This is a genomic window from Cognatundibacterium oligocarboniphilum (genome assembly GCF_013377855.1).
Lineage (GTDB): Bacteria > Pseudomonadota > Gammaproteobacteria > Burkholderiales > Burkholderiaceae_D > Undibacterium > Undibacterium oligocarboniphilum.
Map to the genome: position 1 here is coordinate 89,484 of NZ_JABXYJ010000007.1, position 22,165 is coordinate 111,648.

The window sequence follows — 22,165 nt, forward strand, 5'->3', positions numbered from 1 at the left end:
CTGTCTCCAATTCAATCTCTGTCTTTTTAGTTTTTATGCCTGTTATCGACATCGCACTTGCTGCTTACCGCGGCGATCACTATATCGCTGAACAACTCCATTCGATTTTCAGTAATCAGTTTTCTGATCAGGATATTTTTCTGGGGAATGTCATTGTTTCGGATAATCTGTCACCAGATCAGACCAGCGAAATTGTTCGTGAATTGAGCGCGCGGTATCAGAACCTGCGTTTGCTGAGTAATCCGGAAAAAGGCGTGATCGCCAATTTCAATCATGCACTGGCAGCGACCGTTGCCCCCTATGTCATGCTGGCCGATCAGGATGATGTCTGGATGCCCGATAAAATTCAGCTGACATTTCAGCGTATGCAACAGTTGGAACGGGAATACGGGCAGGATGTGCCGCTTCTGGTATTCACTGATCTGGCGGTGACTGATGACGGCCTGAATGTGACCGCGCCTTCTTTCTTTGCATTTCAGAAAATCCTGCCGGCGCAATACCGGGGAGCTGAGCGGATGTTTTTGTATAACATCGCTCCCGGTTGCACCATGATGGCCAATCGACGCCTGCTGGATATGGCATTGCCTGTACCGTCAGGAGCCGTCATGCACGACTGGTGGCTGATGCAGGTGGCGGCGGTTTTTGGGCAGATCGCTTATGTTGAGCGGGCGACGATGTATTACCGTCAGCACCAGAATAATCAGATCGGTGCAACAGTCAGCAGTTTTTGGGAAAAACTGTTTGCCCCATTAGAAAAATACCGGCTGGCACAAAAAAATCTACAGGATGCCAGTCGTCAGGCCGGTTTATTCCTGACGCAGTTTCCGGGTGTGGATAGTCACAATAAAGCCGTCATTGAAGGTATTGCGCAATTTGAATCTTTGTCGCGCTGGCAGCGCATCCGCAAACTGGCTGGCGGTATGCTGGTCAGCCCGACTTTCTGGGGACAGGTGCTGTTGTATGCCGTGGCAGTGTTCATGCCAGTGACATCACAATCATCACAATCGCACTCTCTGCGTTAAAAGTCGGTGACGCTCATTGAAGATGCTGGCGGGAAACTAATCTCTTTTCTAGGATGCGGCTCAGGTCAGAACTCAGGCGCTGCTGGCGACAATATTGCCGGTCTGTGCGGCACCGTGCAGACCGTTATTCAGGGTCTGCAGAAAAGTCGTGAGATTGACATTGCTGCCGGATTTACCTTCTGCAGTCAGCAGATTGGAAAAGCTTTGCTGTAACACATCCAGCGTCGAGCTGCTGGTGCCGGAAGATGTGCTACTACCGGTAGTGCTGCCTGATCTGCCAGAAGATGCCGATGCGCTGGATGACAGTTGCTGGATCATGTTTTGCAGACCTGTTTTCAGATTGATATTCCAGCTTCCACCAATGGATGAAATTGACATAATTTTCCTCGCTGATTGTGACAGTAATCTGAACTACAGGCCTTTGTTACTGATAGCCTTTATCGTTATAAAGTCACGGCATTTCAAAGCGAGGAATAGAACGGTTTTTAAAGAGAGTTGTACAGTCTTGTAACGCTTTATGTGGAAGTGATAAATATCGACAAAATTGTATAAAAATAAGCTGATTTTATTTGCATTTTGATGTTTTTCATACATGCGGAGAAGTGGGTACTGCATTTCTCAACACTGTGTCAGTACCGAAGCGACAAAGATATGACCCTTCATTGCTTCCGCTTATTCAGGTCTCTGCTGATGTTTTGCGCTAGACTTGCGGACATTGAATGGAGAAATACATGACACTTACCGTTGACGATATTAAAAACGCACTATCACAGGTGATGGATCCGAATACCCAGCTTGATCTGATCCGGAGCAAGTCAGCCAAAAACATCACATTTGACGGTGCAGATGTGAGCCTGGATGTTGAACTGGGCTATCCGGCAAAAAGCCAGTTTGAGCTGATCCGTAAAAGCGTCATCGCAGCAATCCGTGCGTTACCGGGTGTTGGCAATGTCAGCGTCAATGTGAGCTCGAAAATCGTTGCGCATGCGGTGCAGCGCGGTATCAAACTGATGCCGAATGTGAAAAATATCATTGCGGTGGCATCTGGCAAAGGCGGTGTCGGTAAATCGACAACGGCTGTCAATCTGGCGCTGGCGCTGGCGGCAGAAGGTGCTGCAGTCGGCATACTGGATGCAGATATCTACGGTCCGTCACAACCGATGATGATGGGAATTCATGGTCGTCCTGAGACCGTTGATGGTAAAACCATGGAACCCATGGAAAATCATGGTCTGCAAGTTTCTTCCATTGGTTTCATGATTGATCCGGATGAACCGATGGTCTGGCGCGGTCCTATCGTCACCCAGGCGTTACAACAATTGCTGGAGCAGACTAACTGGCGTGATCTGGACTATCTGATTGTAGATATGCCACCGGGTACCGGCGACGTGCAACTGACCTTATCGCAAAAAGTGCCGGTCACGGGCGCAGTGATTGTGACGACGCCACAGGATATTGCACTGCTGGATGCGCGTAAGGGGTTGAAGATGTTTGAGAAAGTCAGTATCCCGATTCTCGGTATCGTCGAAAACATGAGTACCCATATCTGTTCGAATTGCGGCCATGCGGAAGCGATTTTTGGGGAGGGTGGCGGGCAGAAAATGTGTGCGGATTACGGCGTTGATTTCCTGGGTGGATTGCCATTGACGATGGCAATCCGGGAACAGGCTGACTCCGGCAAGCCGACCGTCGTCGCTGACCCTGATGGACAAATTGCTGCAATCTACCGTGAAATCGCACGCAAAGTCGCGGTCAAAGTCGCGGAAAAAGCCAAAGACATGACCAGTAAATTCCCTAGCATCACCATTCAGCATACCTGAGATGAGCGATACGCAGACTGACCGGCGCTATCTGCAAAGCGCTCTGGCATTGGCGCAGCGCGCAACGATTGAAACTTCGCCAAATCCACGGGTTGGATGCGTGCTGGTCAAAGCGGGGCAGGTGATCGGTGAAGGGTGGACGCAACCAGTCGGCCAGGCGCACGCCGAGGTGCAGGCGTTGCACGATGCCGCAGCCAGAGGGCATGATACTGAGGGGGCAACTGCCTATGTGACACTGGAGCCATGCAGCCATTACGGCAGGACGCCACCCTGCGCGAATGCGTTGGTACAGGCCAGAGTAGCCCGCGTAGTGGCGGCGATCGGGGATGCCAACCCACAAGTGGCGGGGAATGGGATCCGTATTTTGCAGGAAGCCGGTATCCAGACCGAGTGCGACCTCTATCCTGATATCGCGCAGGCTGCCCGTGAAATGAATCTCGGATTTTTTCAGCGCATGGAAAGTGGCAGGCCGTGGGTCAGGATCAAGATCGCTGCCAGCCTTGATGGAAAAACTGCCTTGCCGAATGGTCAGAGCCAATGGATTACCGGACTCGAGGCGCGGCGTGACGGTCATCACTGGCGTGCGCGGGCCGATGCCATATTGACGGGTATCGGAACTGTTCTGGCGGATGATCCTCAACTGAATGTTCGCGATGTGGAAACGCCGCGTCAGCCGCTGAAGATAGTGCTGGATTCACAACTGCAGATTCCGGTGAATGCCAGACTGTTTGATTCAGGGCGCAGTTTGATTGTCTGTGCCGTTGATCATCAGGAAAAGCGAAAATTGCTGGAAGCAAAAGGGGTCGAGGTGCTATGCATGCCGGATATTTCAGGACAGATTGATTTGCAAAAATTATTGCAGGAACTTGGCCGGCGACAGATCAATGAGATGCATGTTGAGGCTGGAGCAACGCTGGATGGCGCTTTGCTTCGGGCTGGACTGGCTGATGAATTGTTGTTGTATCTCGCCCCCAGACTGTTGGGAATGGGCGCTGGTCTGGTATCTATTCCTGAACTGACGCATGTGGATCAGGCAACACAGCTGGTTTTTCATTCAGTTACTCCGCTCGGTGCGGATATGCGGATTCTGGCCCGCTTTATCTGAATTGCCGGGATGTCATCGGCGCTCGTCAGAAAAAATGTAGGGCTGGAACGATGGGCTGAAAACGAAAAAGCCGCTGAACTTTCAGCGGCTTTTTTTCTGGTCGGAGTACAAGGATTCGAACCTTGGACCCTCTGCGCCCAAAGCAGATGCGCTACCGGGCTGCGCTACACTCCGAAGAACGGACTTTTCTGCAATCAGTTTAGCCTGATTATTCAGACATAAAAGGGATCGTTTTCACGTTCCCTTCAAAACTGGTCGGAGTACAAGGATTCGAACCTTGGACCCTCTGCTCCCAAAGCAGATGCGCTACCGGGCTGCGCTACACTCCGAAGACCAACATATTAGCCTTATCAGGAGGCACTGTCAATAGTCGGGCCGGTTCTGTCGTGTGCGACACCGGTCTGCAGACTGCGCTGGCTGATGAATTCGCGTGTTTCTCCGCTCAGAGGATCATCAAATGCGATTGCTTTGGCCAGTAACTGCAATGGCGCTGAAAAGTCGTCGCCCCGGCAGGCCTGAGTAACGGGATAAAAACTGTCGTTGACGATGGGAGCACCCATACTCGCAAGATGAACCCGCAACTNAAACGGACTTTTCTGCAATCAGTTTAGCCTGATTATTCAGAAATAAAAGGGATCGTTTTCACGATCCCTTCAAAACTGGTCGGAGTACAAGGATTCGAACCTTGGACCCTCTGCTCCCAAAGCAGATGCGCTACCGGGCTGCGCTACACTCCGAAAAACGGACTTTTCTGCAATCAGTTTAGCCTGATTATTCAGAAATAAAAGGGATCGTTTTCACGATCCCTTCAAAACTGGTCGGAGTACAAGGATTCGAACCTTGGACCCTCTGCTCCCAAAGCAGATGCGCTACCGGGCTGCGCTACACTCCGAAGACCAACATATTAGCCTTATCAGGAGGCACTGTCAATAGTCGGGCCGGTTCTGTCGTGTGCGACACCGGTCTGCAGACTGCGCTGGCTGATGAATTCGCGTGTTTCTCCGCTCAGAGGATCATCAAATGCGATTGCTTTGGCCAGTAACTGCAATGGCGCTGAAAAGTCGTCGCCCCGGCAGGCCTGAGTAACGGGATAAAAACTGTCGTTGACGATGGGAGCACCCATACTCGCAAGATGAACCCGCAACTGATGTTTTTTGCCGGTTACCGGTTTTAGAATATATAAATTGTATGCACCGTGCGATCCTGCAATGTCGATCCATGTTTCAGAATTAATGATACCGGGCGCTTCCTGCATGGTAAAAAAACGTTCACCGTCACACATGTGGCTTTGATGAATGCAGGGAAATTGTGTTCCCGGTAACGCCGGTGCCAGGGCGTAATAGGTTTTACGGATTGCGCGTTGCTGAAACAATGCCTGATACCGGCCCCTGGATTCCGGATTGTGCGAAAACAGAATCACGCCGGCAGTTTCCCTGTCGAGCCGGTGAATCGGTGTCAGATGCGGCAACCCGGTTTCTTTTTTTAGTCTTACCAACAGCGTTTCATGCAAAAAACGGCCGCCGGGAGTCACCGGAAGAAAATGCGGCTTGTCGGCGACCAGCAAATGATCGTCCAGATGCAGGATTGATGCCTCAAAAGGAATCGGTGTTTCGTTTTCCAGTTCACGATAATAATAAATACACATTCCCCGCCTGGCTGGTGTGTCGGGCTGACAAGGGGCACCATGCGCATCGACGACTTCATTTCTGGCTATCCGCGACCGCCATGTCTCTGCGCTGACGTCTGGAAAATAACTGGTCAGGAAATCCAGTATGTTGTGCCATTTCCCTTCCGGGATCCAGATATAGCTGGGGGCAACGCCATCGCGGGCCGGAAGTGGTGCATGCATGGGAAGATGATTTTTAATCGCTGGACGAAACTTTTATTACTCTGTAATACTAGCATGATGGAAAAAAACACGACCTTGCCCCTGACACTCAGCATCATTATGCAGCGGAGATCAATCAACAATCGCTGGCAACCATTTCAGTGGAAACCCATTGAAATTCTGCCGGATATGTCTGATGCCGGAGTCCGTCTGCTGATGGCGGACGAGCATGAACAGCGCTGGATATTTCCAGGATTTGCAGTGCAGCTATTTACCGATGAAACGCCCGGTTATTTTCTGAATCTGAGTTCTGAAATGCCCTGCTGGTTTGTCATGTGGCGTATCGAAGAAATCAATGGTGCTGAAGTTGCAGTACCCAAGACAATTTCCCTGTCCTATGATGAAGCGGCGCGGCAAGTAGATGGTGGTGAGCAGGTTGATACCTTGCCGCTTTCTGCAGAAGTAGCGGCCTGGCTGGCTGAATATACGCAGCAGCATTTTCGATATGAAGGTAAAAAGCCGCGCAAGCGTCCATCCTTTGAGGGTGGGGAAGGTGTACAGAAAATGGCTGATGCGGAAAAAAGTTCTGTTGCCAGATTAGTCGCTCCGGAAAAAGACCGCCATGGCCGCTGAAGATTTTTTTAGCCGCTGGAGCAAGAAGCAAGTCGTCAGAGAGCGGATTGCAGAACCACCGGTAGCAGTTTCCGGTGAAAATCTGGCGCACCAGGATGGGTCCCAGTCAGATGAGAGTACCACGGCAGTGTCACAGGCAGAGGCAGAACCCAGGCCCTTGACTATGGAAGATGTAAAGACGCTGTCAGATGAATCCGATTTTTCCAGATTCATGGCGCAGGATGTGGACGAGTCTGTGCGGCGTTCCGCAATGAAAAAATTATTTACCAATCCTCATTTTAATGTGATGGATGGGCTGGATATTTATATCGATGACTATAGCCAGCCCGATCCATTACCGGAGGGGATGCTGGAGTCTCTGGCGCACGCAAAAAATTTGCTTAACCCGCTGGGAGTAATCGGGCAGCACTTGCAGCAGTTGCTGGAGCCTGAGCCGCAGCCTCGGGTATCTGAGGCAGTCCCGGATACCTCCGCATCATGCGCTACACTTCACGAGGAAAGCACAAGCGGCGATCCGGATGACGCCGGCATTTTGGCTCAGTCAGTGATCCCGGTTTTAAAATCAGCAGAAATACCGATAGAAAAAGATTCCAAGAATGAATCCACAGATCAAAATTTGTAGTTGTAATCACACATTACCGATCAATGCGGCTTCAGCCAGAAAAATCGCAGAAGCTGTTGGAGCAGAAGCTGTGCAGCATAGCGATATGCTGTGTCGTCGCGAAGCGGGACAGTTTTTGCAGGCAATGCAAGGCGTGGAAGATGTCATCGTCGGCTGCACCCAGGAACGGGCCTTGTTTTCCGAACTTGGCCGTGAATCAGTGGCACCGCTGCGGTTTGTGAATTTAAGGGAGCAGGCCGGATGGTCAGAAGAGGCTCCCCGCACCATTCCCAAGATGGCGGCGCTTCTGGCGGCTGCCACACTACCGGAGCCGGAGCCGGTACCGGTGGTTAACTACACATCGGATGGTAATTTACTCATCATTGGACCGGCCGATGTGGCGATTCCCTGGGCCGACAAACTGGCCCCGCAAATGACGGTGAACGTGTTGCTGACCGAAGGTGCCGCCCATGGTGCGCGGCTGACGGAAAGAACATTCCCCGTCTGGTCTGGTCATGCAATCACCGTCAGCGGTTATCTGGGGCAGTTTGAGATTCGCTGGCAGCAGCAGAACCCCATTGATCTGGAAGTCTGCACGCGCTGCAATGCCTGTATTGCGTCGTGTCCTGAAAATGCGATTGATTTCAGTTATCAGATTGATCTGAATAAATGCCGGGATCACCGAGATTGCGTCAAAGCCTGCGGTCCGATCGGTGCGATTGGTTTTGAACGTCTCGCAACCGGACGCGATACACAGGCCGATCTGGTGCTCGACCTGTCGCGCAATGCTTTACTGAAAATGTCTGATAAGCCGCAGGGATATTTTGCCCCCGGCGCGGATGTTGCAGCGCAGTTTGAGGCTGTGCTGACCCTGACGCAAATGACCGGAGAGTTTGAAAAGCCCAAATTTTTTCATTATAAGGACAAACTTTGCGCGCACAGTCGTAGTGGAAAACAAGGCTGCACGGCATGTCTGGATGTCTGTTCCACGGAGGCGATTTCTTCGGTCGGTGACAAAGTTTCCGTGAATCCGAATCTTTGTGCCGGCTGTGGCGCCTGTACGACCGTGTGTCCGACCGGCGCCATGAGCTACGCATATATGCGTGCACCGGATACGGGGTCGCATATCCGTACCATGCTGCAGGCTTATCATCGTGCCGGCGGACAGGATGCTGCGCTCCTGTTGCATAGTAAGCAGGCAGGTGCAGCATTGTTAATGGAGGTTGGCCAACTGGCACGGGCAGGCGGCCGCGGGTTACCGGCACGTATGATTCCGCTGGCTTTGCATCACACGGCTTCGACTGGTATGGATCTGTGGCTGTCCGCCGTCTGCTATGGCGCGACCCAGATCGTGATTCTGATGACTGACGAAGAAGCACCCGAATACCGAGCTGCCCTGGAAAAGGAAATCCGCGTTGCGCAGACGATATTGAATGGAATGGGATATCAGGGGAAGCACATATTGTTGCTGGCGGAATCCTCAGCAAGTCGTCTGCCACAGCAGTTGTACGCGATGAGTGCCGCCCATACTCCGCCGGCGGCTACTTTTCATGTCGCGAAGGATAAGCGGGAAGCGCTGGACTTTGCACTCGGCCATTTATTGTTGCATGCCCCTGTTGCCGTTTCAGAAGTAGCCTTACCCAAGGGAGCGTTGTACGGTAGTGTGACAGTCAAGCAGGATGCCTGTACCTTGTGCATGTCCTGTGTCGGTGCCTGTCCGTCTTCTGCACTGATGGATAATGCCTCGATGCCGCAATTGCGTTTCATTGAGCGTAACTGCGTGCAATGCGGTTTGTGTGAAGAGACTTGCCCGGAACGGGCGATTGTCCTGACGCCGCGTCTGTTGCTGGGGGAAGAGGCAAAACAAACCAGAATATTGAATGAGGCGCAGCCCTATCATTGCATTCGTTGCAGCAAGCCGTTTGCGACTGCTCAGATGATTGAGAGCATGTTGTTGAAGCTCTCCGGCCATCAGGCTTTTGCGGGACATCTGGATCGTATCCGCATGTGCGCAGATTGTCGGGTGGTTGATATGATGAGCACGCAGGAAGTGCGCCGCCCGCAATGACTGCTGCCGGTGTGCGCTCGCTTTTCCCCCACATAGACAGGCATATGGAAAAATCGACACAGATAAAATTTGAAACTCCCGATCAGGGCGAGGAAACGGCGCGTGCTGATTTGTACGGTTTGCTGGCCGCCTTGTTTTATACGCCACCTTCTCCGGAATTATTACAGACACTGCGGTCATCGGCGGTAACTGGCGAGGGGGTGCTCGGGCAGGCGTGGACAGACATGGTAAATATGGCGAACCAGCTGGATGCTCAAACCATCAGCGACGAATATGCGCAGTTATTCATCGGTACCGGCAAGCCTGAGATTTTGTTGTACGGATCTTATTACCTCAGTGGATTTCTGATGGAAAAACCACTGGCTGTGCTGCGCAGTGACCTTCAGCAGCTTGGTCTTCAACGCGCAGATCAGGTGATGGAAACGGAGGATCATATTGCGTCATTGTGTGAGGTAATGCGTTACCTGATTGCTTCGGAAGACATACTGCAAGCCAATCTCGGGACGCAAAAGCAGTTTTTTTCGACCCATCTGCAAAGTTGGGCGGGTGATCTGTGCGGGACGATAATTGTGCATCCGCAGGCACGGTTTTATGCGGCACTGGCGCAACTCACGAAAACCTTTCTGGAAGTGGAAGCGCAATCATTCGACATGGAATAAGGGACAACACGTATTTTCATGTCCCAATGAAAATTTTTACACCAAAGAAATGAAAATTTATATTAAATTGAAAAATCAAAAGCAGGTGATTTTTTAAATTTCGAGTAGACTGAATAATCAGACCACGGAGACGTCAGCCCGTTGCCAGAATAAAGAAATATTCACAGGAGCAGAAGCGGCACGGGCATGTCTTTTCTGCAATCTCTGCCGATCAGCCTACCTTACCGGAGACGGACATGGAACAAAAAATAAAACGCCGTAATTTACTGGGCGGGCTGGGCGTGGCCGCTGCCGGACTGCTGGCATTCAAATCGGCACCGGTCGTACAGCAAAAAATCACGGAAGCAGTTGCTGCAGAACCCGAAGGCGATGGCTATCGCCTGACTGAACACATTAAGAAATACTACCGTACCACCACTATCTGATAGCGAGGCGAGCTATGCTATTAACCCGCAAAGGCGATGCTGCATCGCGCACAAACAACCGTTTTTCGTCCGGTCTGGCTGATACGCTGTCGCGTGCGTTGCCCACGATGGACCGACGCGGATTCCTGAAACGTTCTGGTATCGGTGTCGGCGCCGGGATTGCGGCTTCGCAGCTGGGGTTGATTCAGAGGGCGCGCGCCTCCGGTGCTGTTGGTGAAAAATCCGCTAACAGCAAGATTGAAGTCCGTCGCACAGTCTGCACCCATTGTTCCGTCGGCTGCGCGGTGGATGCTGTAGTGGAAAACGGCGTCTGGGTAAGACAGGAGCCGGTTTTCGATTCACCTATCAATCTCGGTGCACATTGCGCCAAAGGTGCTGCACTGCGCGAGCACGGACATGGTGAATATCGCCTCAAGTATCCGATGAAGCTGGTGAATGGCAAATATCAGCGCATCAGCTGGGATCAGGCGCTGACAGAAATTGCCGATAAGCTGCTGGAGATTAAGAAAACTTCCGGCCCCGATTCTGCTTTCTTCGTCGGCTCATCCAAGCACAATAACGAGCAGGCAATGTTGCTGCGTAAATTCGTTTCTTTTTATGGAACGAATAATACTGACCATCAGGCACGTATTTGTCACTCCACCACGGTTGCGGGTGTGGCCAATACCTGGGGTTATGGTGCAATGACCAACAGCTACAACGATATGCAAAATGCGAAAGCCGCGTTGTATATCGGTTCCAATGCCGCCGAGGCGCATCCCGTATCGATGCTGCATCTGTTGCACGCCAAAGAAAACGGCTGCAAGGTGATCGTGGTTGATCCGCGTTATACCCGCACTGCGGCAAAATCGAATCAATACATCCGCATCCGTTCCGGCTCCGATATTCCTTTCCTGTACGGCATGATGTACCACATCTTTAAAAATGGCTGGGAAGATAAACAATACATCCACGACCGTGTGTACGGCATGGAAAAAATTAAGGAAGAAGCGTTGAAGTGGACACCGGAAAAAGTTGAAGAGGCTTGCGGCGTTCCGGAAGCACAGGTCTATCAGGCCGCCGAAACCATGGCGTTAAATCGCCCATCCACCGTCGTCTGGTGCATGGGACAGACCCAGCACACCATCGGCAATGCGATCGTGCGTGCGTCCTGTCTGCTGCAGCTAGTGCTCGGTAATATCGGTAAATCCGGCGGCGGCACCAATATTTTCCGTGGTCATGACAACGTGCAAGGCGCGACCGATGTAGGGCCGAACCCTGATTCATTGCCGGGCTATTTTGGTCTGGCAGCGGGTGCCTGGAAACACTGGTGCAATGTCTGGGGTGTGGATTACGAATGGGTCAAGAAACAGTTTGCCTCTCAGGCCATGATGGAAAAATCCGGCACTACAGTATCGCGCTGGATCGATGCAGTTTTGGAAAAGAGTGAACTGATTGATCAGGAAAACAGCGTCAAGACGATGGTGTTCTGGGGTCATGCGCCAAACTCCCAGACCCGTGGTCTGGAAATGAAAAAAGCGTTTGATAAGCTCGACATGCTGGTGGTGATTGATCCATATCCGTCCGCTACGGCAGCGATGGCTGCCATGAAAGTCGATGGACAGGAGCTGAATCCTAAGCGTCAGGTCTATCTGCTCCCGGCAGCTACGCAGTTTGAGACTTCCGGTTCGGTCACTGCGTCTAACCGTTCGATTCAATGGCGTGAAAAAGTCATCGAGCCGCTGTTTGAATCCCGTACCGATCAGATGATCATGTATCAACTGGCAGAAAAACTCGGTTTTGCAAAAGAACTGGTGGCAAAACTGAAAATGGTGCCCGGTAAAGGCGGCATGATGGAACCTGAGCCGGAATCCATGCTACAAGAGATTAATCGCGGTACGTGGACGATCGGTTATACCGGTCAGTCACCTGAGCGTTTGAAAGCGCACATGCGCAATATGCATCTGTTTGATGTTAAAACACTCAAATGCAAAGGTGGTAAGGATCCGGTCAGTGGTTACGATATGACAGGCGACTATTTTGGTTTGCCCTGGCCTTGTTATGGTACGCCGGGACTGAAGCATCCTGGCTCACCAAATTTATACGATACGTCTAAACACGTAATGGAGGGAGGGGGTAACTTCCGTGCCAATTTCGGGGTGGAGCGCGATGGCGTCAGCCTGTTGGCGGAAGACGGCTCGCATTCTCTTGGTGCTGATATTACGACGGGCTACCCGGAGTTTGATCACGTGTTGTTGAAGAAGCTGGGCTGGTGGGATGATCTGACCGAAGCCGAGAAAAAAGCTGCTGAAGGTAAAAACTGGAAAACCGATTTGTCCGGCGGTATTCAGCGCGTGGTCATGCAAGTGCATGGCTGCCATCCGTTTGGTAATGCCAAAGCGCGTGCCGTGGTCTGGAATTTCCCTGACCCGGTCCCGCAGCATCGCGAACCTTTGTTTGGTACCCGCCCTGATCTGGTGGCGAAGTATCCGACGCATGATGATAAAAAATCTTTCTGGCGTTTGCCGACCTTGTATAAATCTGTTCAGCAGAAAAATGTGGAAGCCAGACTGTATGAAAAATTCCCGATTATCCTGACGTCCGGTCGTCTGACTGAATATGAAGGTGGCGGTGAAGAAACCCGCTCTAATCCCTGGCTGGCAGAGCTGCAACAGGAAAATTTTGTCGAGCTGAATCCCAAAGCGGCATCCGATCGCGGTATCCGTAACGGCGAGTTTGTCATCGTCTCCACTCCGACCGGGGCGCGTATCAAGGTACGTGCGCTGGTGACGCCTCGTGTCGCGGAAGACACCGCATTTATCCCTTTCCATTTTTCCGGCTGGTGGCAGGGCAAAGATATGAAAGAATTCTATCCTGAAGGTGCGATGCCGATTGTCAGGGGAGAAGCCGTGAATACGGCCACCACTTATGGCTATGATTCGGTCACGATGATGCAGGAAACCAAGACCACAATTTGTAATATTGAACGGTTCTCAGCGTAATTTCACAGGAGAAGAAAATGGCAAGAATGAAATTTATCTGTGATGCAGAGCGCTGTATCGAGTGCAACAGTTGTGTGACGGCCTGCAAGAATGAACATGAAGTGCCGTGGGGGGTGAACCGTCGTCGCGTGGTGACGGTGAATGATGGTGTGATCGGTCAGGAAAAATCGATCTCCGTCGCCTGTATGCATTGTTCCGATGCGCCTTGCATGGCAGTGTGTCCGGTGGATTGCTTTTACCGCACCGATGAAGGCGTTGTTTTGCACAATAAGGACATCTGTATCGGCTGCGGCTATTGTTCCTACGCCTGCCCATTCGGGGCACCGCAGTTTCCATCGAACGGTACATTTGGCCTGCGCGGCAAAATGGACAAATGCACGTTCTGCTCCGGTGGGCCGGAAGAAAACGGTTCCGAGAAAGAGTTTGAAAAATACGGACGTAATCGTCTGGCGGAAGGCAAACTGCCTTTGTGTGCCGAAATGTGTTCCACCAAGGCTTTGCTGGGTGGAGATGGTGACGTGATCTCTGAAATTTTCCGCAACCGCGTGGTCAAGCGAGGTAAAGGCAGTGAGGTCTGGGGCTGGGGAACCGCTTACGGCAAGGCACCACATGCCGATGCAAAACTGGAACTGCAGACTGGAACGGAGAAATAATTATGAAAACCATTTCGTTCAGCATGATGCTGGTTGTCGCATCCGTGCTGCTTTCCGGCTGTGGGGAGCGCGATCAGTCCACAACGACTAAGCGTGGACTGGTCGATGAAAAAGCATGGAATGGCGCACACAATGAATTTGTCGCCAAGGGTTGGAGCAAGGGCGATAAAACCAGCTGGGAAAATCAGGTGCGTGTTCGTGGTCAATACCAGAACGAGTATCTCAAAACCAACTAAAGACATGGAGCTGGCATGAAAGCTTTCATACTTGCTATGACGCTGGCGCTGGCGTCCCAGTTCAGCATAGCGCAGCAGACGAATGCCGGAAGCAGAGATGCGCAGGCTCAGTCTGTCCAGACACCTTCAGCGCAACCGCCGGCGACATTGCCCGGTGTTGAGTCGGTCGATATCCTGAAACAGAATCAGGCGGAACGCAGCCAGACCCAGCCGGGTAATCTGGCACCTGTGTTCCGCAGTGTGGCGGATGGCACAAAGCACTATTCCAGCCTGCCTGCGCTGGAGGCCGGTGTGCTAATACAGGGCAAAACGCAATTTCCCGGTCAGGGCCGTGCCACGACAGCGGGTGAAGCCTGGCGTCAGTATCGCAACGGACCATTGACGATGATCGGCGGTACGCTATTGCTGCTGGCATTGGCAGCGGTGGCGGCCATGTACTTTTTCCGTGGACAGATCAAGCTGGATGGCCCGCGTACCGGCAGGCTGATTGAACGTTTTACACCAACAGAAAGAACGATTCACTGGAGTATGGCAATCAGCTTTGTGACGTTGGCAGTTTCTGGTGGAATTATTTTATTTGGTAAGCACATTCTCTTGCCGTTTTTTGGTCTGACTTTGTTTGGCTGGCTGGCTTTCCTGTGCAAGAACATTCACAATTTTGCCGGCCCGGTATTCACTCTGTCGATCATCCTGTTTTTCATTCAGTTCGTGCGGGATAACCTGCCGGGTACTTCCGATCTCAAATGGCTGAGCAAAATGGGCGGGCTGATGAATGGTGAACATGTGAGTTCTCATCGCTTTAACGCCGGTGAAAAAATCGTTTTCTGGGGCGTGGTCGTTGCACTTGGTCTGGTCGTCAGCGCGTCCGGATTTGTGCTGGATATGTTGATTCCTGGATTTGAATACTCCCGGGCGCACATGCAGATCGCCAGTATCGTGCATGTGGTGGCGGCAGTATTGGCAGCATCGGCAGTGATTGGTCATATTTATCTTGGCACGATCGGAATGGAAGGTGCTTATGAAGCCATGCGCACCGGTTATGTGGATGACGTCTGGGCGAAAGAGCACCACGACTTGTGGTATGCCGATATTGAACAGGGAAAAATTCCACGCGTACGAAGCGCAGAACAAAGCATTCCTGAGCCGGTTGCCCACTCGGGTGCCAGTGCCTGATTTTTTGGAGAATAGGATGAATGTACCTCAAAATATGGCGCATCTGATGAGTGCTGCCGCAACGCTGCTGCTGGTGGGCAGCGGTGCCGTACAGGCAAAATTGCCAGAGCCTTCGCCTGAAGCTAAGGCAAAGGCGGAGGAAGCCAAGGCAAAAGCTGCCTGGTCGGATAAGGTGGCGGCATTTCAGCTGTGTAAAGCGCAAGATCGTGTCGCAGCCCATTATCAGAAAGAAAAAAACAGTAAACCTGCCACGGTGACGACCCCGGCCTGTGCTGATCCCGGACCATATGTTCCGCCAGAAGCCGCTGCAGCGCCAGTTCCGGTTACGTCTGCATCAGTACCTTCATCTGTTGCTCAAAAAAAGTAATGTAAAAGCTGTATTGACGCTATAAATCACCTGCTAAATCACATACTCCCCCTGATTTTCGTTTTTTTATTCCTGAGATCATTGAGAATAAAAGGGTTTTTAACATACTCCAGGGGAGTATATTTTAGTGCCTTTATGCCTGCTGGCAGATATTTTTCTCATGCCTGATACCTTGCCTTTGCCGGAACTAAGCCAGTCGACCATCGCATTCACCAGAGAAGTGCAGGTGACGGATGAGCGTGGTCGTTCCAGCCTGATTTCGATTCCCGCAGAAAGACCATTGACCGTGTATCTGGATAAGCGTGAACTGGTTACGCTGATGAGCATGGGATGCAATCCTGAAGCACTGGTGCTTGGCTATCTGCGCAATCAGCGTCTGGTCAGGGATATTCATCAGATTGCAGCGGTGCAGGTGGACTGGGAAGTCGGCGCGGCGGCAGTTACGACCCGAAACGGTGTTGCCGGTATTGAAGAGCGCACGGCAAAGCGGGTCGTGACCACGGGCTGTGGTCAGGGCACGGTATTTGGCGGGTTGATGGATGAAGTTGATCAGATCGTACTGCCAGATCAGGCACGTATCCGGCAGTCGGCACTGTACCGGATCATCGATACCATCCGCACCCAGCAATCCGTCTATAAAAAAGCGGGTTCCGTACATGGCTGCGCCTTGTTTTCTCAGCATGGTGACTTACTGTATTTCGTCGAAGATGTCGGTCGCCACAATGCGGTCGATGCCATCGCCGGCAAGATGTGGCTGGATGACATGGAAGGCGGCGATAAAATTTTTTACACGACGGGCCGACTGACTTCTGAAATGGTGATCAAGGGTGCGCAAATGGGCATCCCTATTCTGTTGTCCCGTTCCGGTACCACAGAAATGGGACATCAGGTTGCCGAGCAGGTCGGTATGAGTTTGTTTTCCCGGTGCACAGGCCGGCACTTCCTGCTGCTGACCCATGCGCAGCGGATGGTGTTTGAGCCAGAGTTGTTCGCCGAAGTAATGACGGTCACCGAGCGGGTCTGACTTATTGTTCCGGCGAGCTTAGCGCTGGCTGCCGGTATCCCGATGAGGGCGAAAACGGTAAAATACCGCTTTTAACTTTTCTTGATGCTCAGGTCGCTTGCTTCTGTTTCGCAGTCAGACCCCGCATTCCATTCCATGACAGTCCGTACCCGTTTTGCTCCCAGCCCGACCGGCTATCTCCACGTTGGTGGTGCCCGCACCGCTTTGTTCAGCTGGGCATTTGCCCGTCATCATGGCGGCACATTTGTACTGCGTATCGAAGATACCGATCTGGAGCGCTCCACACCGGAAGCGGTACAGGCAATTCTGGACGGTATGAGCTGGCTGGGGCTGGCGCACGACGAAGGTCCTTTCTACCAGATGCAGCGTATGGAGCGTTACCGTGCCGTATTGGCGGAGATGCTGGCGCAAGGTACGGCGTACCATTGCTATTCTTCGCCGGAAGAAGTTGAGGCCATGCGCGAGCGTCAACGGGCTGCCGGCGAAAAACCCCGTTATGATGGTACCTGGCGTCCGGAAACCGGTAAAACCCTGCCAGCGATTCCGGTAGACCGCAAACCTGTGATTCGCTTTAAAAATCCTCTGGATGGTGATGTGACCTGGCATGATGTCGTCAAAGGACAGATCACCATTAACAACCGCGAGCTTGACGATCTGGTGATTGCCCGTCCGGATGGCACACCGACTTACAATTTTTGCGTTGCAGTCGATGACTGGGATATGCAGATCACGCATGTTATCCGTGGCGATGATCATGTGAACAACACCCCACGCCAGATCAACATTCTTAATGCACTCGGTGCGACGCTGCCGCAATATGGCCACGTGCCGATGATTCTCGGCACCGATGGACAGAAATTATCAAAGCGCCGTGATGCTGTCAGTGTCATGGATTACTCCGACAAAGGTTATCTGCCGGAAGCCATGCTGAACTACCTGGCTCGTCTGGGTTGGAGCCACGGAGATGATGAAATTTTCTCCATGGAGCAAATGTGCAGCTGGTTTGATCTGACCCATTTATCTGGTGCAGCAGCGCAATTCAATCCCGAAAAACTGGCGTGGATCAATAATCACTACATCAAAGCCGCAGACAATCAGCGTCTGGCGGATCTGGTGCAACCTGCCATGCTCAAAGACGGTGCTATTTTTGACGGTGCTCCGGTATTGCCAGCAGTGATCGCCTTACTGAAGGAAAGAGCGAATACCACTGTCGAGCTGGCGCAGTCGGCAATGCTGTTTTATCGACAGCCGGCTCCTGATTCCACGCTATTACAGCAGCATCTGACCGATGCTATCCGCCCGGCGCTGACGCAATATATCGAGTTGTGCCGCACCGTCGATTGGAATAAGGCTGCAATTTCCGCTGCATTGAAGCAGGTGCTGGCGGAGCATGGTTTGAAAATGCCACAACTGGCGATGCCGCTGCGTCTGCTGTTGACCGGACAGTTGCAGACGCCATCGATTGATGCAGTGATTGAACTGTTTGGCCGGGACGTGGTTCTCGCTCGCCTGACGTATACGGCCGACTGAGCATTTTGACCGGGGAGGGCTTTACAATATAACGCCTATCCCCTATAATCTTTCTTCTGTTCTGCACCGGGGGTATAGCTCAGCTGGGAGAGCGCTTGCATGGCATGCAAGAGGTCAGCGGTTCGATCCCGCTTACCTCCACCAAAAAAACAGAACAAACACTTGTTGTCCCCATCGTCTAGAGGCCTAGGACATCACCCTTTCACGGTGAGTACAGGGGTTCGAATCCCCTTGGGGACGCCAATAAATTTATTGTGGACAGCAAGTGCAGGTCAGTACGGACAGAATATGTCCCCATCGTCTAGAGGCCTAGGACATCACCCTTTCACGGTGAGTACAGGGGTTCGAATCCCCTTGGGGACGCCAATAAATTTATTGTGGACAGCAAGTGCAGGTCAGTACGGACAGAATATGTCCCCATCGTCTAGAGGCCTAGGACATCACCCTTTCACGGTGAGTACAGGGGTTCGAATCCCCTTGGGGACGCCAGGATGCAAATCAGTCATTTATCCGATTCCACAGATACGACTGCCAATGGACATATGTCCCCATCGTCTAGAGGCCTAGGACATCTCCCTTTCACGGTGAGTACAGGGGTTCGAATCCCCTTGGGGACGCCAGGATGCAAATCAGTCATTTATCCGATTCCACAGATACGACTGCCAATGGACATATGTCCCCATCGTCTAGAGGCCTAGGACATCTCCCTTTCACGGTGAGTACAGGGGTTCGAATCCCCTTGGGGACGCCAGGATTCAAATCAGTCATTTATCCGATTCCACAGATAAGACTGCCAATGGACATATGTCCCCATCGTCTAGAGGCCTAGGACATCACCCTTTCACGGTGAGTACAGGGGTTCGAATCCCCTTGGGGACGCCAGAATGCCAAGAAAAAGCCCGTTTATGACGGGCTTTTTTGCGTTCAAATACTGCGTAAAAAAGAACCGTTTTCTTACGGTTCTTTTTATTATTGATCAAATTTTATTTTTTACTATAAAGCCGNAATGCCAAGAAAAAGCCCGTTTATGACGGGCTTTTTTGCGTTCAAATACTGCGTAAAAAAGAACCGTTTTCTTACGGTTCTTTTTATTATTGATCAAATTTTATTTTTTACTATAAAGCCGATCAAATTCCCCACCATCATCAAAATGTTTTTTCTGTGCTTGTTTCCAGTCACCAAAAACGTCATTTACGCTAAATAAAGTGATGGGCTTGAAATTCATCGCGTATTTCTTTGCTGCCGATTCTGAGCGGGGGCGGAAATAATGTTTGGCTGCGATATCCTGACCTTGTTCCGAATATAAAAATTGCAGATATGCTGTGGCAACTTTGCGGTTGCCGAGTTTATCCACGACTTTATCGACAACCGCAACCGGTGATTCTGCCAGGATGGATATTTTGGGATACACCACATCGTAGTGATTGCCAAATTCCTGCTTCACCAGTTGCACCTCATTTTCAAATGTAACCAGCACGTCACCTATTTCTCTCTGTGTGAAGGTGGTGGTCGCACCACGCCCACCAGCATCCAGTACTGGGACGTTTTTAAAAATATGATCTACCAGTTGCCGCGCTTGTGCTTCGGAACCGCCGCTCTTGATCACGCTGCCCCAAGCTGCCAGATAGGTATAGCGACCATTTCCGGAGGTTTTCGGATTCGGAATAATCACTTTAACGTCTGCTTTTCCTAAATCCTCCCAGTTAGCAATATGCTTGGGATTGCCTTTGCGGGTCAGAAATACCATCGTCGAATAAAAAGGAGCTGAATTGTTCGGGAATAGTTTTGACCAGTCGCCAGGAATTAATCCTTTGTCGGCGAGAATATCCACATCATTTGCCTGATTCATGGTGACGACTGATGCGGCGAGACCATCAATCACAGAACGAGCCTGTTTGCTGGATCCACCGTGGGACTGGTTAATAGTAATAGTTTCTCCGGTCTTTTTCTTCCAGTCGGCAATAAACGCCGGATTGATTTCTTTAAATAACTCTCGGGTAACATCATAGGAGGCATTGAGCAATGGTTCTGTAGCATGTGCTAAGGGCGCCAGCAGTAAACCAATCAGAAAACTCTGGGTCAACGCTAATAAGTACGCTGGAATAAAGCGTGACAACTGGAAAGAAGAGATAGCAGGTGCTGACATATGGATTCCTGTCAATAAAATGGGAATATCTTGCGGGAAAAGATTCGGAAGGAGAACGACAATATTTTTCTATATTTAGACTCGTTTTGATATGAGCTGGAAATCTTGAAATCTTTCCCGGAAAACTGTTTCGCAATCTAAAACGCCCACTGTATAAGCTTCCTCGAAAAGAGTCTGAATCCAAAACCTGCCAGACGTGCTTTGCTTAATATATCAATGCTACACTGATCACCCTTCTGATTTAATGAATTGAGATTCCATGAAGACAAGCGATTTCCTCTTGATTCCTGCGCTGGTCGGTCTGGTGTTGGGCCTGGTGGCATCCCCGGATTTACTTGCGATTGAAAAAGCGAGCGCTGCAGTGCATACGGATGGCATAGATTGGCGTAAAGATAATAATCTCGATGCAGCATTTGCACAGGCAAAAGCATCCAGCCGACCATTATTTCTTTATTGGGGTGCTGCATGGTGCCCTCCATGCAATCAGGTAAAAGCAACAATTTTTAACCGACAGGAATTTATCGATAAATCACGTCACTTCGTTCCGGTTTATCTGGATGGCGATAGTCCTGGCGCGCAGAAACTGGGAGCGCAGTTTAAGGTTCGCGGCTATCCGACTATGATTTTGTTGAAAGCCGATGGTACTGAGATCACGCGTTTGCCGGGTGAAGTTGACTCGGGACGTTACCTGCAAGTGCTGACGCTGGCACTGAATACTTCGGTGTCTGTGAATGACACGTTAAAAATTGCGCTGGGCGGCGGGAAGTCGTTGCGTCATGATGACTGGAGTTTGTTGGCAGACTATTCATGGGATGATCCTGAACAAAAACTGGTGGCACCGAAAGATGTGCCCCAGACCTTGTATCGGCTGGCGGAACTCAGCCCGGCGGGCCCGGATGCTGCGCGTTTATATTTCCGTGCTTTACTGGCGATTGCTTCAGCTAAACCCGGTCAGACCATGCCCGAACTGGATAAGCCAGTGGCGACGCAACGGCTGATTAAGATCCTGAACGATGCAAAAATGGCGCGCGACAATCTTGATCTGGTGGCTGGTGCCGCAGCTGATCTGAGCCGTTTTCTGACTTTGCCTAAGTCAGCGCCGCGTAATCAACTTGTTGCAGCATGGAATATCGCTTTGGTCCGGTTGGCTGATGATCAGCGTCTTTCCCGTACTGACCGACTGGAGGCGCTGAATGCGAAGATCGCGTTGGCTACTCTGGATGGCGCGAAGCCACAAGCCACACTGCAAAATGAGATCCGCAAACGTGTTAATCAGATTGAACAGGCAACGACAGATGCGTATGAACGCCAGTCCGTGGTGAATTCAGCGGCCCATGCGTTGAGTGACGCCGGTTTGCTGAACGATGCAGATCAGTTGTTGAAGGCCGAGTTAAAACGTTCCCATTCACCTTATTATTTCATGTCGTCCTTGGGGAGTAATGCGAAGAAGCGTGGCGATAAGACAGCGGCAGTCAATTGGTATGAGCAGGCTTATCAGGCATCCAAGGGACCTGCAACCCGCCTGCAGTGGGGTTCCAGTTATGTGATGAATCTGGTAGATCTGACTCCGGCGGATGATGCGAAAATCTCCAGCGTCACATCTGCCATATTTGATGAGCTGGACAAAACTGAACATGCATTTTATGAGCGCAACCGTGCTTACCTTGAAAAAATGGGTAAAAAGCTGAACGACTGGAATAAGGATGGTAATCATCAGGCGGCGTACCAGAAGCTGCGCACTCAGTTAAATAGTATTTGTGCCAGATTGCCTGAAGCAGATGATCAGAAGGCTGTCTGTCAGGGTGTTCTGGGCAAGGTCTGAATTCTTGATCGTCCAGGCATGCTGGCCGGTATGCGGAGCAGTCCGGAAACAAAAAATGCGGCTTTTTGCCGC

Annotated in this window: 20 protein-coding genes and 11 tRNA genes; 23 read left to right on the top strand and 8 right to left on the bottom strand. The window is 51.3% G+C overall.

Annotated elements, in window-relative coordinates; translation table 11 throughout:
* Positions 1-35 precede the first annotated feature (35 nt).
* Positions 36-1,022: a glycosyltransferase family 2 protein gene (locus tag HV832_RS13525; RefSeq protein WP_176804385.1), complete on the top strand. Its 987-nt coding sequence runs from the start codon at positions 36-38 to the stop codon at positions 1,020-1,022.
* 72 nt (positions 1,023-1,094) lie between these two features.
* On the opposite strand, the gene HV832_RS13530 is transcribed toward HV832_RS13525, so the two are convergent.
* Positions 1,095-1,400, bottom strand: a complete 306-nt coding sequence (locus HV832_RS13530) for a hypothetical protein (RefSeq protein ID WP_176804386.1) — start codon at positions 1,398-1,400, stop codon at positions 1,095-1,097.
* 353 nt (positions 1,401-1,753) lie between these two features.
* Here HV832_RS13530 and apbC point away from each other — a divergent pair, with 353 nt between their 5' ends.
* Together apbC and ribD are read left to right on the top strand one after the other, a co-directional pair.
* Complete coding sequence (apbC, locus tag HV832_RS13535) at positions 1,754-2,842, top strand: iron-sulfur cluster carrier protein ApbC (RefSeq protein WP_176804387.1); 1,089 nt, start codon at positions 1,754-1,756, stop codon at positions 2,840-2,842.
* A gap of 1 nt (position 2,843) precedes the next feature.
* Positions 2,844-3,947 (top strand): bifunctional diaminohydroxyphosphoribosylaminopyrimidine deaminase/5-amino-6-(5-phosphoribosylamino)uracil reductase RibD, encoded by a 1,104-nt coding sequence (gene ribD, locus HV832_RS13540; RefSeq protein ID WP_176804388.1) that lies wholly within the window; start codon positions 2,844-2,846, stop codon positions 3,945-3,947.
* Between the two features lie 97 nt (positions 3,948-4,044).
* Here ribD and HV832_RS13545 read toward each other — a convergent pair.
* The 6 genes from HV832_RS13545 to HV832_RS13570 all read right to left on the bottom strand — a co-directional run bounded on the left by HV832_RS13545 (position 4,045) and on the right by HV832_RS13570 (position 5,796).
* A tRNA-Pro gene (locus tag HV832_RS13545) sits at positions 4,045-4,121 on the bottom strand.
* Positions 4,122-4,199: 78 nt separating this feature from the next.
* A tRNA-Pro gene (locus HV832_RS13550) sits at positions 4,200-4,276 on the bottom strand.
* A gap of 21 nt (positions 4,277-4,297) precedes the next feature.
* The gene (locus HV832_RS13555) at positions 4,298-4,507 is read right to left on the bottom strand and encodes a pseudouridine synthase family protein (protein WP_176804389.1); all 210 of its coding nucleotides are present in this window, start codon (positions 4,505-4,507) and stop codon (positions 4,298-4,300) included.
* Positions 4,508-4,607: 100 nt separating this feature from the next.
* Positions 4,608-4,684: transfer RNA gene (locus tag HV832_RS13560), tRNA-Pro, on the bottom strand.
* 78 nt (positions 4,685-4,762) lie between these two features.
* Positions 4,763-4,839: transfer RNA gene (locus HV832_RS13565), tRNA-Pro, on the bottom strand.
* A gap of 21 nt (positions 4,840-4,860) precedes the next feature.
* Positions 4,861-5,796: a pseudouridine synthase gene (locus tag HV832_RS13570; protein WP_176804390.1), complete on the bottom strand. Its 936-nt coding sequence runs from the start codon at positions 5,794-5,796 to the stop codon at positions 4,861-4,863.
* Positions 5,797-5,850: 54 nt separating this feature from the next.
* Here HV832_RS13570 and HV832_RS13575 point away from each other — a divergent pair, with 54 nt between their 5' ends.
* The 19 genes from HV832_RS13575 (at position 5,851) to HV832_RS13665 (ending at position 19,007) form a co-directional block, all read left to right on the top strand.
* Positions 5,851-6,408 carry a DUF3305 domain-containing protein gene (locus HV832_RS13575; protein ID WP_223827337.1) on the top strand — a complete coding sequence of 186 codons (558 nt, stop codon included), beginning with the start codon at positions 5,851-5,853 and terminating at the stop codon, positions 6,406-6,408.
* The gene (locus tag HV832_RS13580; protein ID WP_176804391.1) at positions 6,398-7,030 is read left to right on the top strand and encodes a DUF3306 domain-containing protein; all 633 of its coding nucleotides are present in this window, start codon (positions 6,398-6,400) and stop codon (positions 7,028-7,030) included. Before HV832_RS13575 ends, HV832_RS13580 begins: the two co-directional genes overlap by 11 nt.
* A complete protein-coding gene (locus tag HV832_RS13585) occupies positions 7,005-9,077 on the top strand; it encodes a 4Fe-4S dicluster domain-containing protein (protein ID WP_176804392.1) in 2,073 nt (690 codons plus the stop codon). Before HV832_RS13580 ends, HV832_RS13585 begins: the two co-directional genes overlap by 26 nt.
* Before the next feature lie 44 nt (positions 9,078-9,121).
* A complete protein-coding gene (locus tag HV832_RS13590; protein WP_176804393.1) occupies positions 9,122-9,736 on the top strand; it encodes a TorD/DmsD family molecular chaperone in 615 nt (204 codons plus the stop codon).
* A 236-nt stretch (positions 9,737-9,972) separates the two neighbouring features.
* Complete coding sequence (locus HV832_RS13595; RefSeq protein WP_176804394.1) at positions 9,973-10,161, top strand: hypothetical protein; 189 nt, start codon at positions 9,973-9,975, stop codon at positions 10,159-10,161.
* Positions 10,162-10,175: 14 nt separating this feature from the next.
* The gene (locus tag HV832_RS13600) at positions 10,176-13,142 is read left to right on the top strand and encodes a formate dehydrogenase subunit alpha (RefSeq protein WP_176804395.1); all 2,967 of its coding nucleotides are present in this window, start codon (positions 10,176-10,178) and stop codon (positions 13,140-13,142) included.
* Between the two features lie 17 nt (positions 13,143-13,159).
* Positions 13,160-13,795: a formate dehydrogenase FDH3 subunit beta gene (gene fdh3B / locus HV832_RS13605; RefSeq protein ID WP_176804396.1), complete on the top strand. Its 636-nt coding sequence runs from the start codon at positions 13,160-13,162 to the stop codon at positions 13,793-13,795.
* Positions 13,796-13,797: 2 nt separating this feature from the next.
* Positions 13,798-14,031 carry a lipoprotein gene (locus HV832_RS13610; RefSeq protein ID WP_176804397.1) on the top strand — a complete coding sequence of 78 codons (234 nt, stop codon included), beginning with the start codon at positions 13,798-13,800 and terminating at the stop codon, positions 14,029-14,031.
* A gap of 15 nt (positions 14,032-14,046) precedes the next feature.
* Entirely contained in the window at positions 14,047-15,204 is a 1,158-nt protein-coding gene (locus HV832_RS13615) for a formate dehydrogenase subunit gamma (RefSeq protein WP_223827338.1), read from the top strand.
* 16 nt (positions 15,205-15,220) lie between these two features.
* Complete coding sequence (locus tag HV832_RS13620) at positions 15,221-15,571, top strand: hypothetical protein (protein WP_399311253.1); 351 nt, start codon at positions 15,221-15,223, stop codon at positions 15,569-15,571.
* Positions 15,572-15,743: 172 nt separating this feature from the next.
* Positions 15,744-16,595 (top strand): formate dehydrogenase accessory sulfurtransferase FdhD, encoded by an 852-nt coding sequence (locus tag HV832_RS13625; protein ID WP_176804429.1) that lies wholly within the window; start codon positions 15,744-15,746, stop codon positions 16,593-16,595.
* 135 nt (positions 16,596-16,730) lie between these two features.
* On the top strand, positions 16,731-18,125 hold the full coding sequence (gene gltX, locus HV832_RS13630; RefSeq protein ID WP_176804398.1) for a glutamate--tRNA ligase: 1,395 nt from the start codon (positions 16,731-16,733) through the stop codon (positions 18,123-18,125).
* Positions 18,126-18,193: 68 nt separating this feature from the next.
* A tRNA-Ala gene (locus tag HV832_RS13635) sits at positions 18,194-18,269 on the top strand.
* Between the two features lie 23 nt (positions 18,270-18,292).
* Positions 18,293-18,368, top strand: a tRNA-Glu gene (locus HV832_RS13640).
* A 47-nt stretch (positions 18,369-18,415) separates the two neighbouring features.
* Positions 18,416-18,491, top strand: a tRNA-Glu gene (locus tag HV832_RS13645).
* A 47-nt stretch (positions 18,492-18,538) separates the two neighbouring features.
* A tRNA-Glu gene (locus HV832_RS13650) sits at positions 18,539-18,614 on the top strand.
* Between the two features lie 55 nt (positions 18,615-18,669).
* Positions 18,670-18,745, top strand: a tRNA-Glu gene (locus tag HV832_RS13655).
* A 55-nt stretch (positions 18,746-18,800) separates the two neighbouring features.
* Positions 18,801-18,876 (top strand) — tRNA-Glu (locus HV832_RS13660).
* Between the two features lie 55 nt (positions 18,877-18,931).
* Positions 18,932-19,007 (top strand) — tRNA-Glu (locus tag HV832_RS13665).
* A gap of 223 nt (positions 19,008-19,230) precedes the next feature.
* Here HV832_RS13665 and HV832_RS13670 read toward each other — a convergent pair.
* On the bottom strand, positions 19,231-20,271 hold the full coding sequence (locus HV832_RS13670; RefSeq protein WP_176804399.1) for a sulfate ABC transporter substrate-binding protein: 1,041 nt from the start codon (positions 20,269-20,271) through the stop codon (positions 19,231-19,233).
* A 259-nt stretch (positions 20,272-20,530) separates the two neighbouring features.
* Between HV832_RS13670 and HV832_RS13675 the strand changes: the two genes are divergently transcribed.
* A complete protein-coding gene (locus HV832_RS13675) occupies positions 20,531-22,093 on the top strand; it encodes a thioredoxin family protein (RefSeq protein ID WP_176804400.1) in 1,563 nt (520 codons plus the stop codon).
* Positions 22,094-22,165 lie beyond the last annotated feature (72 nt).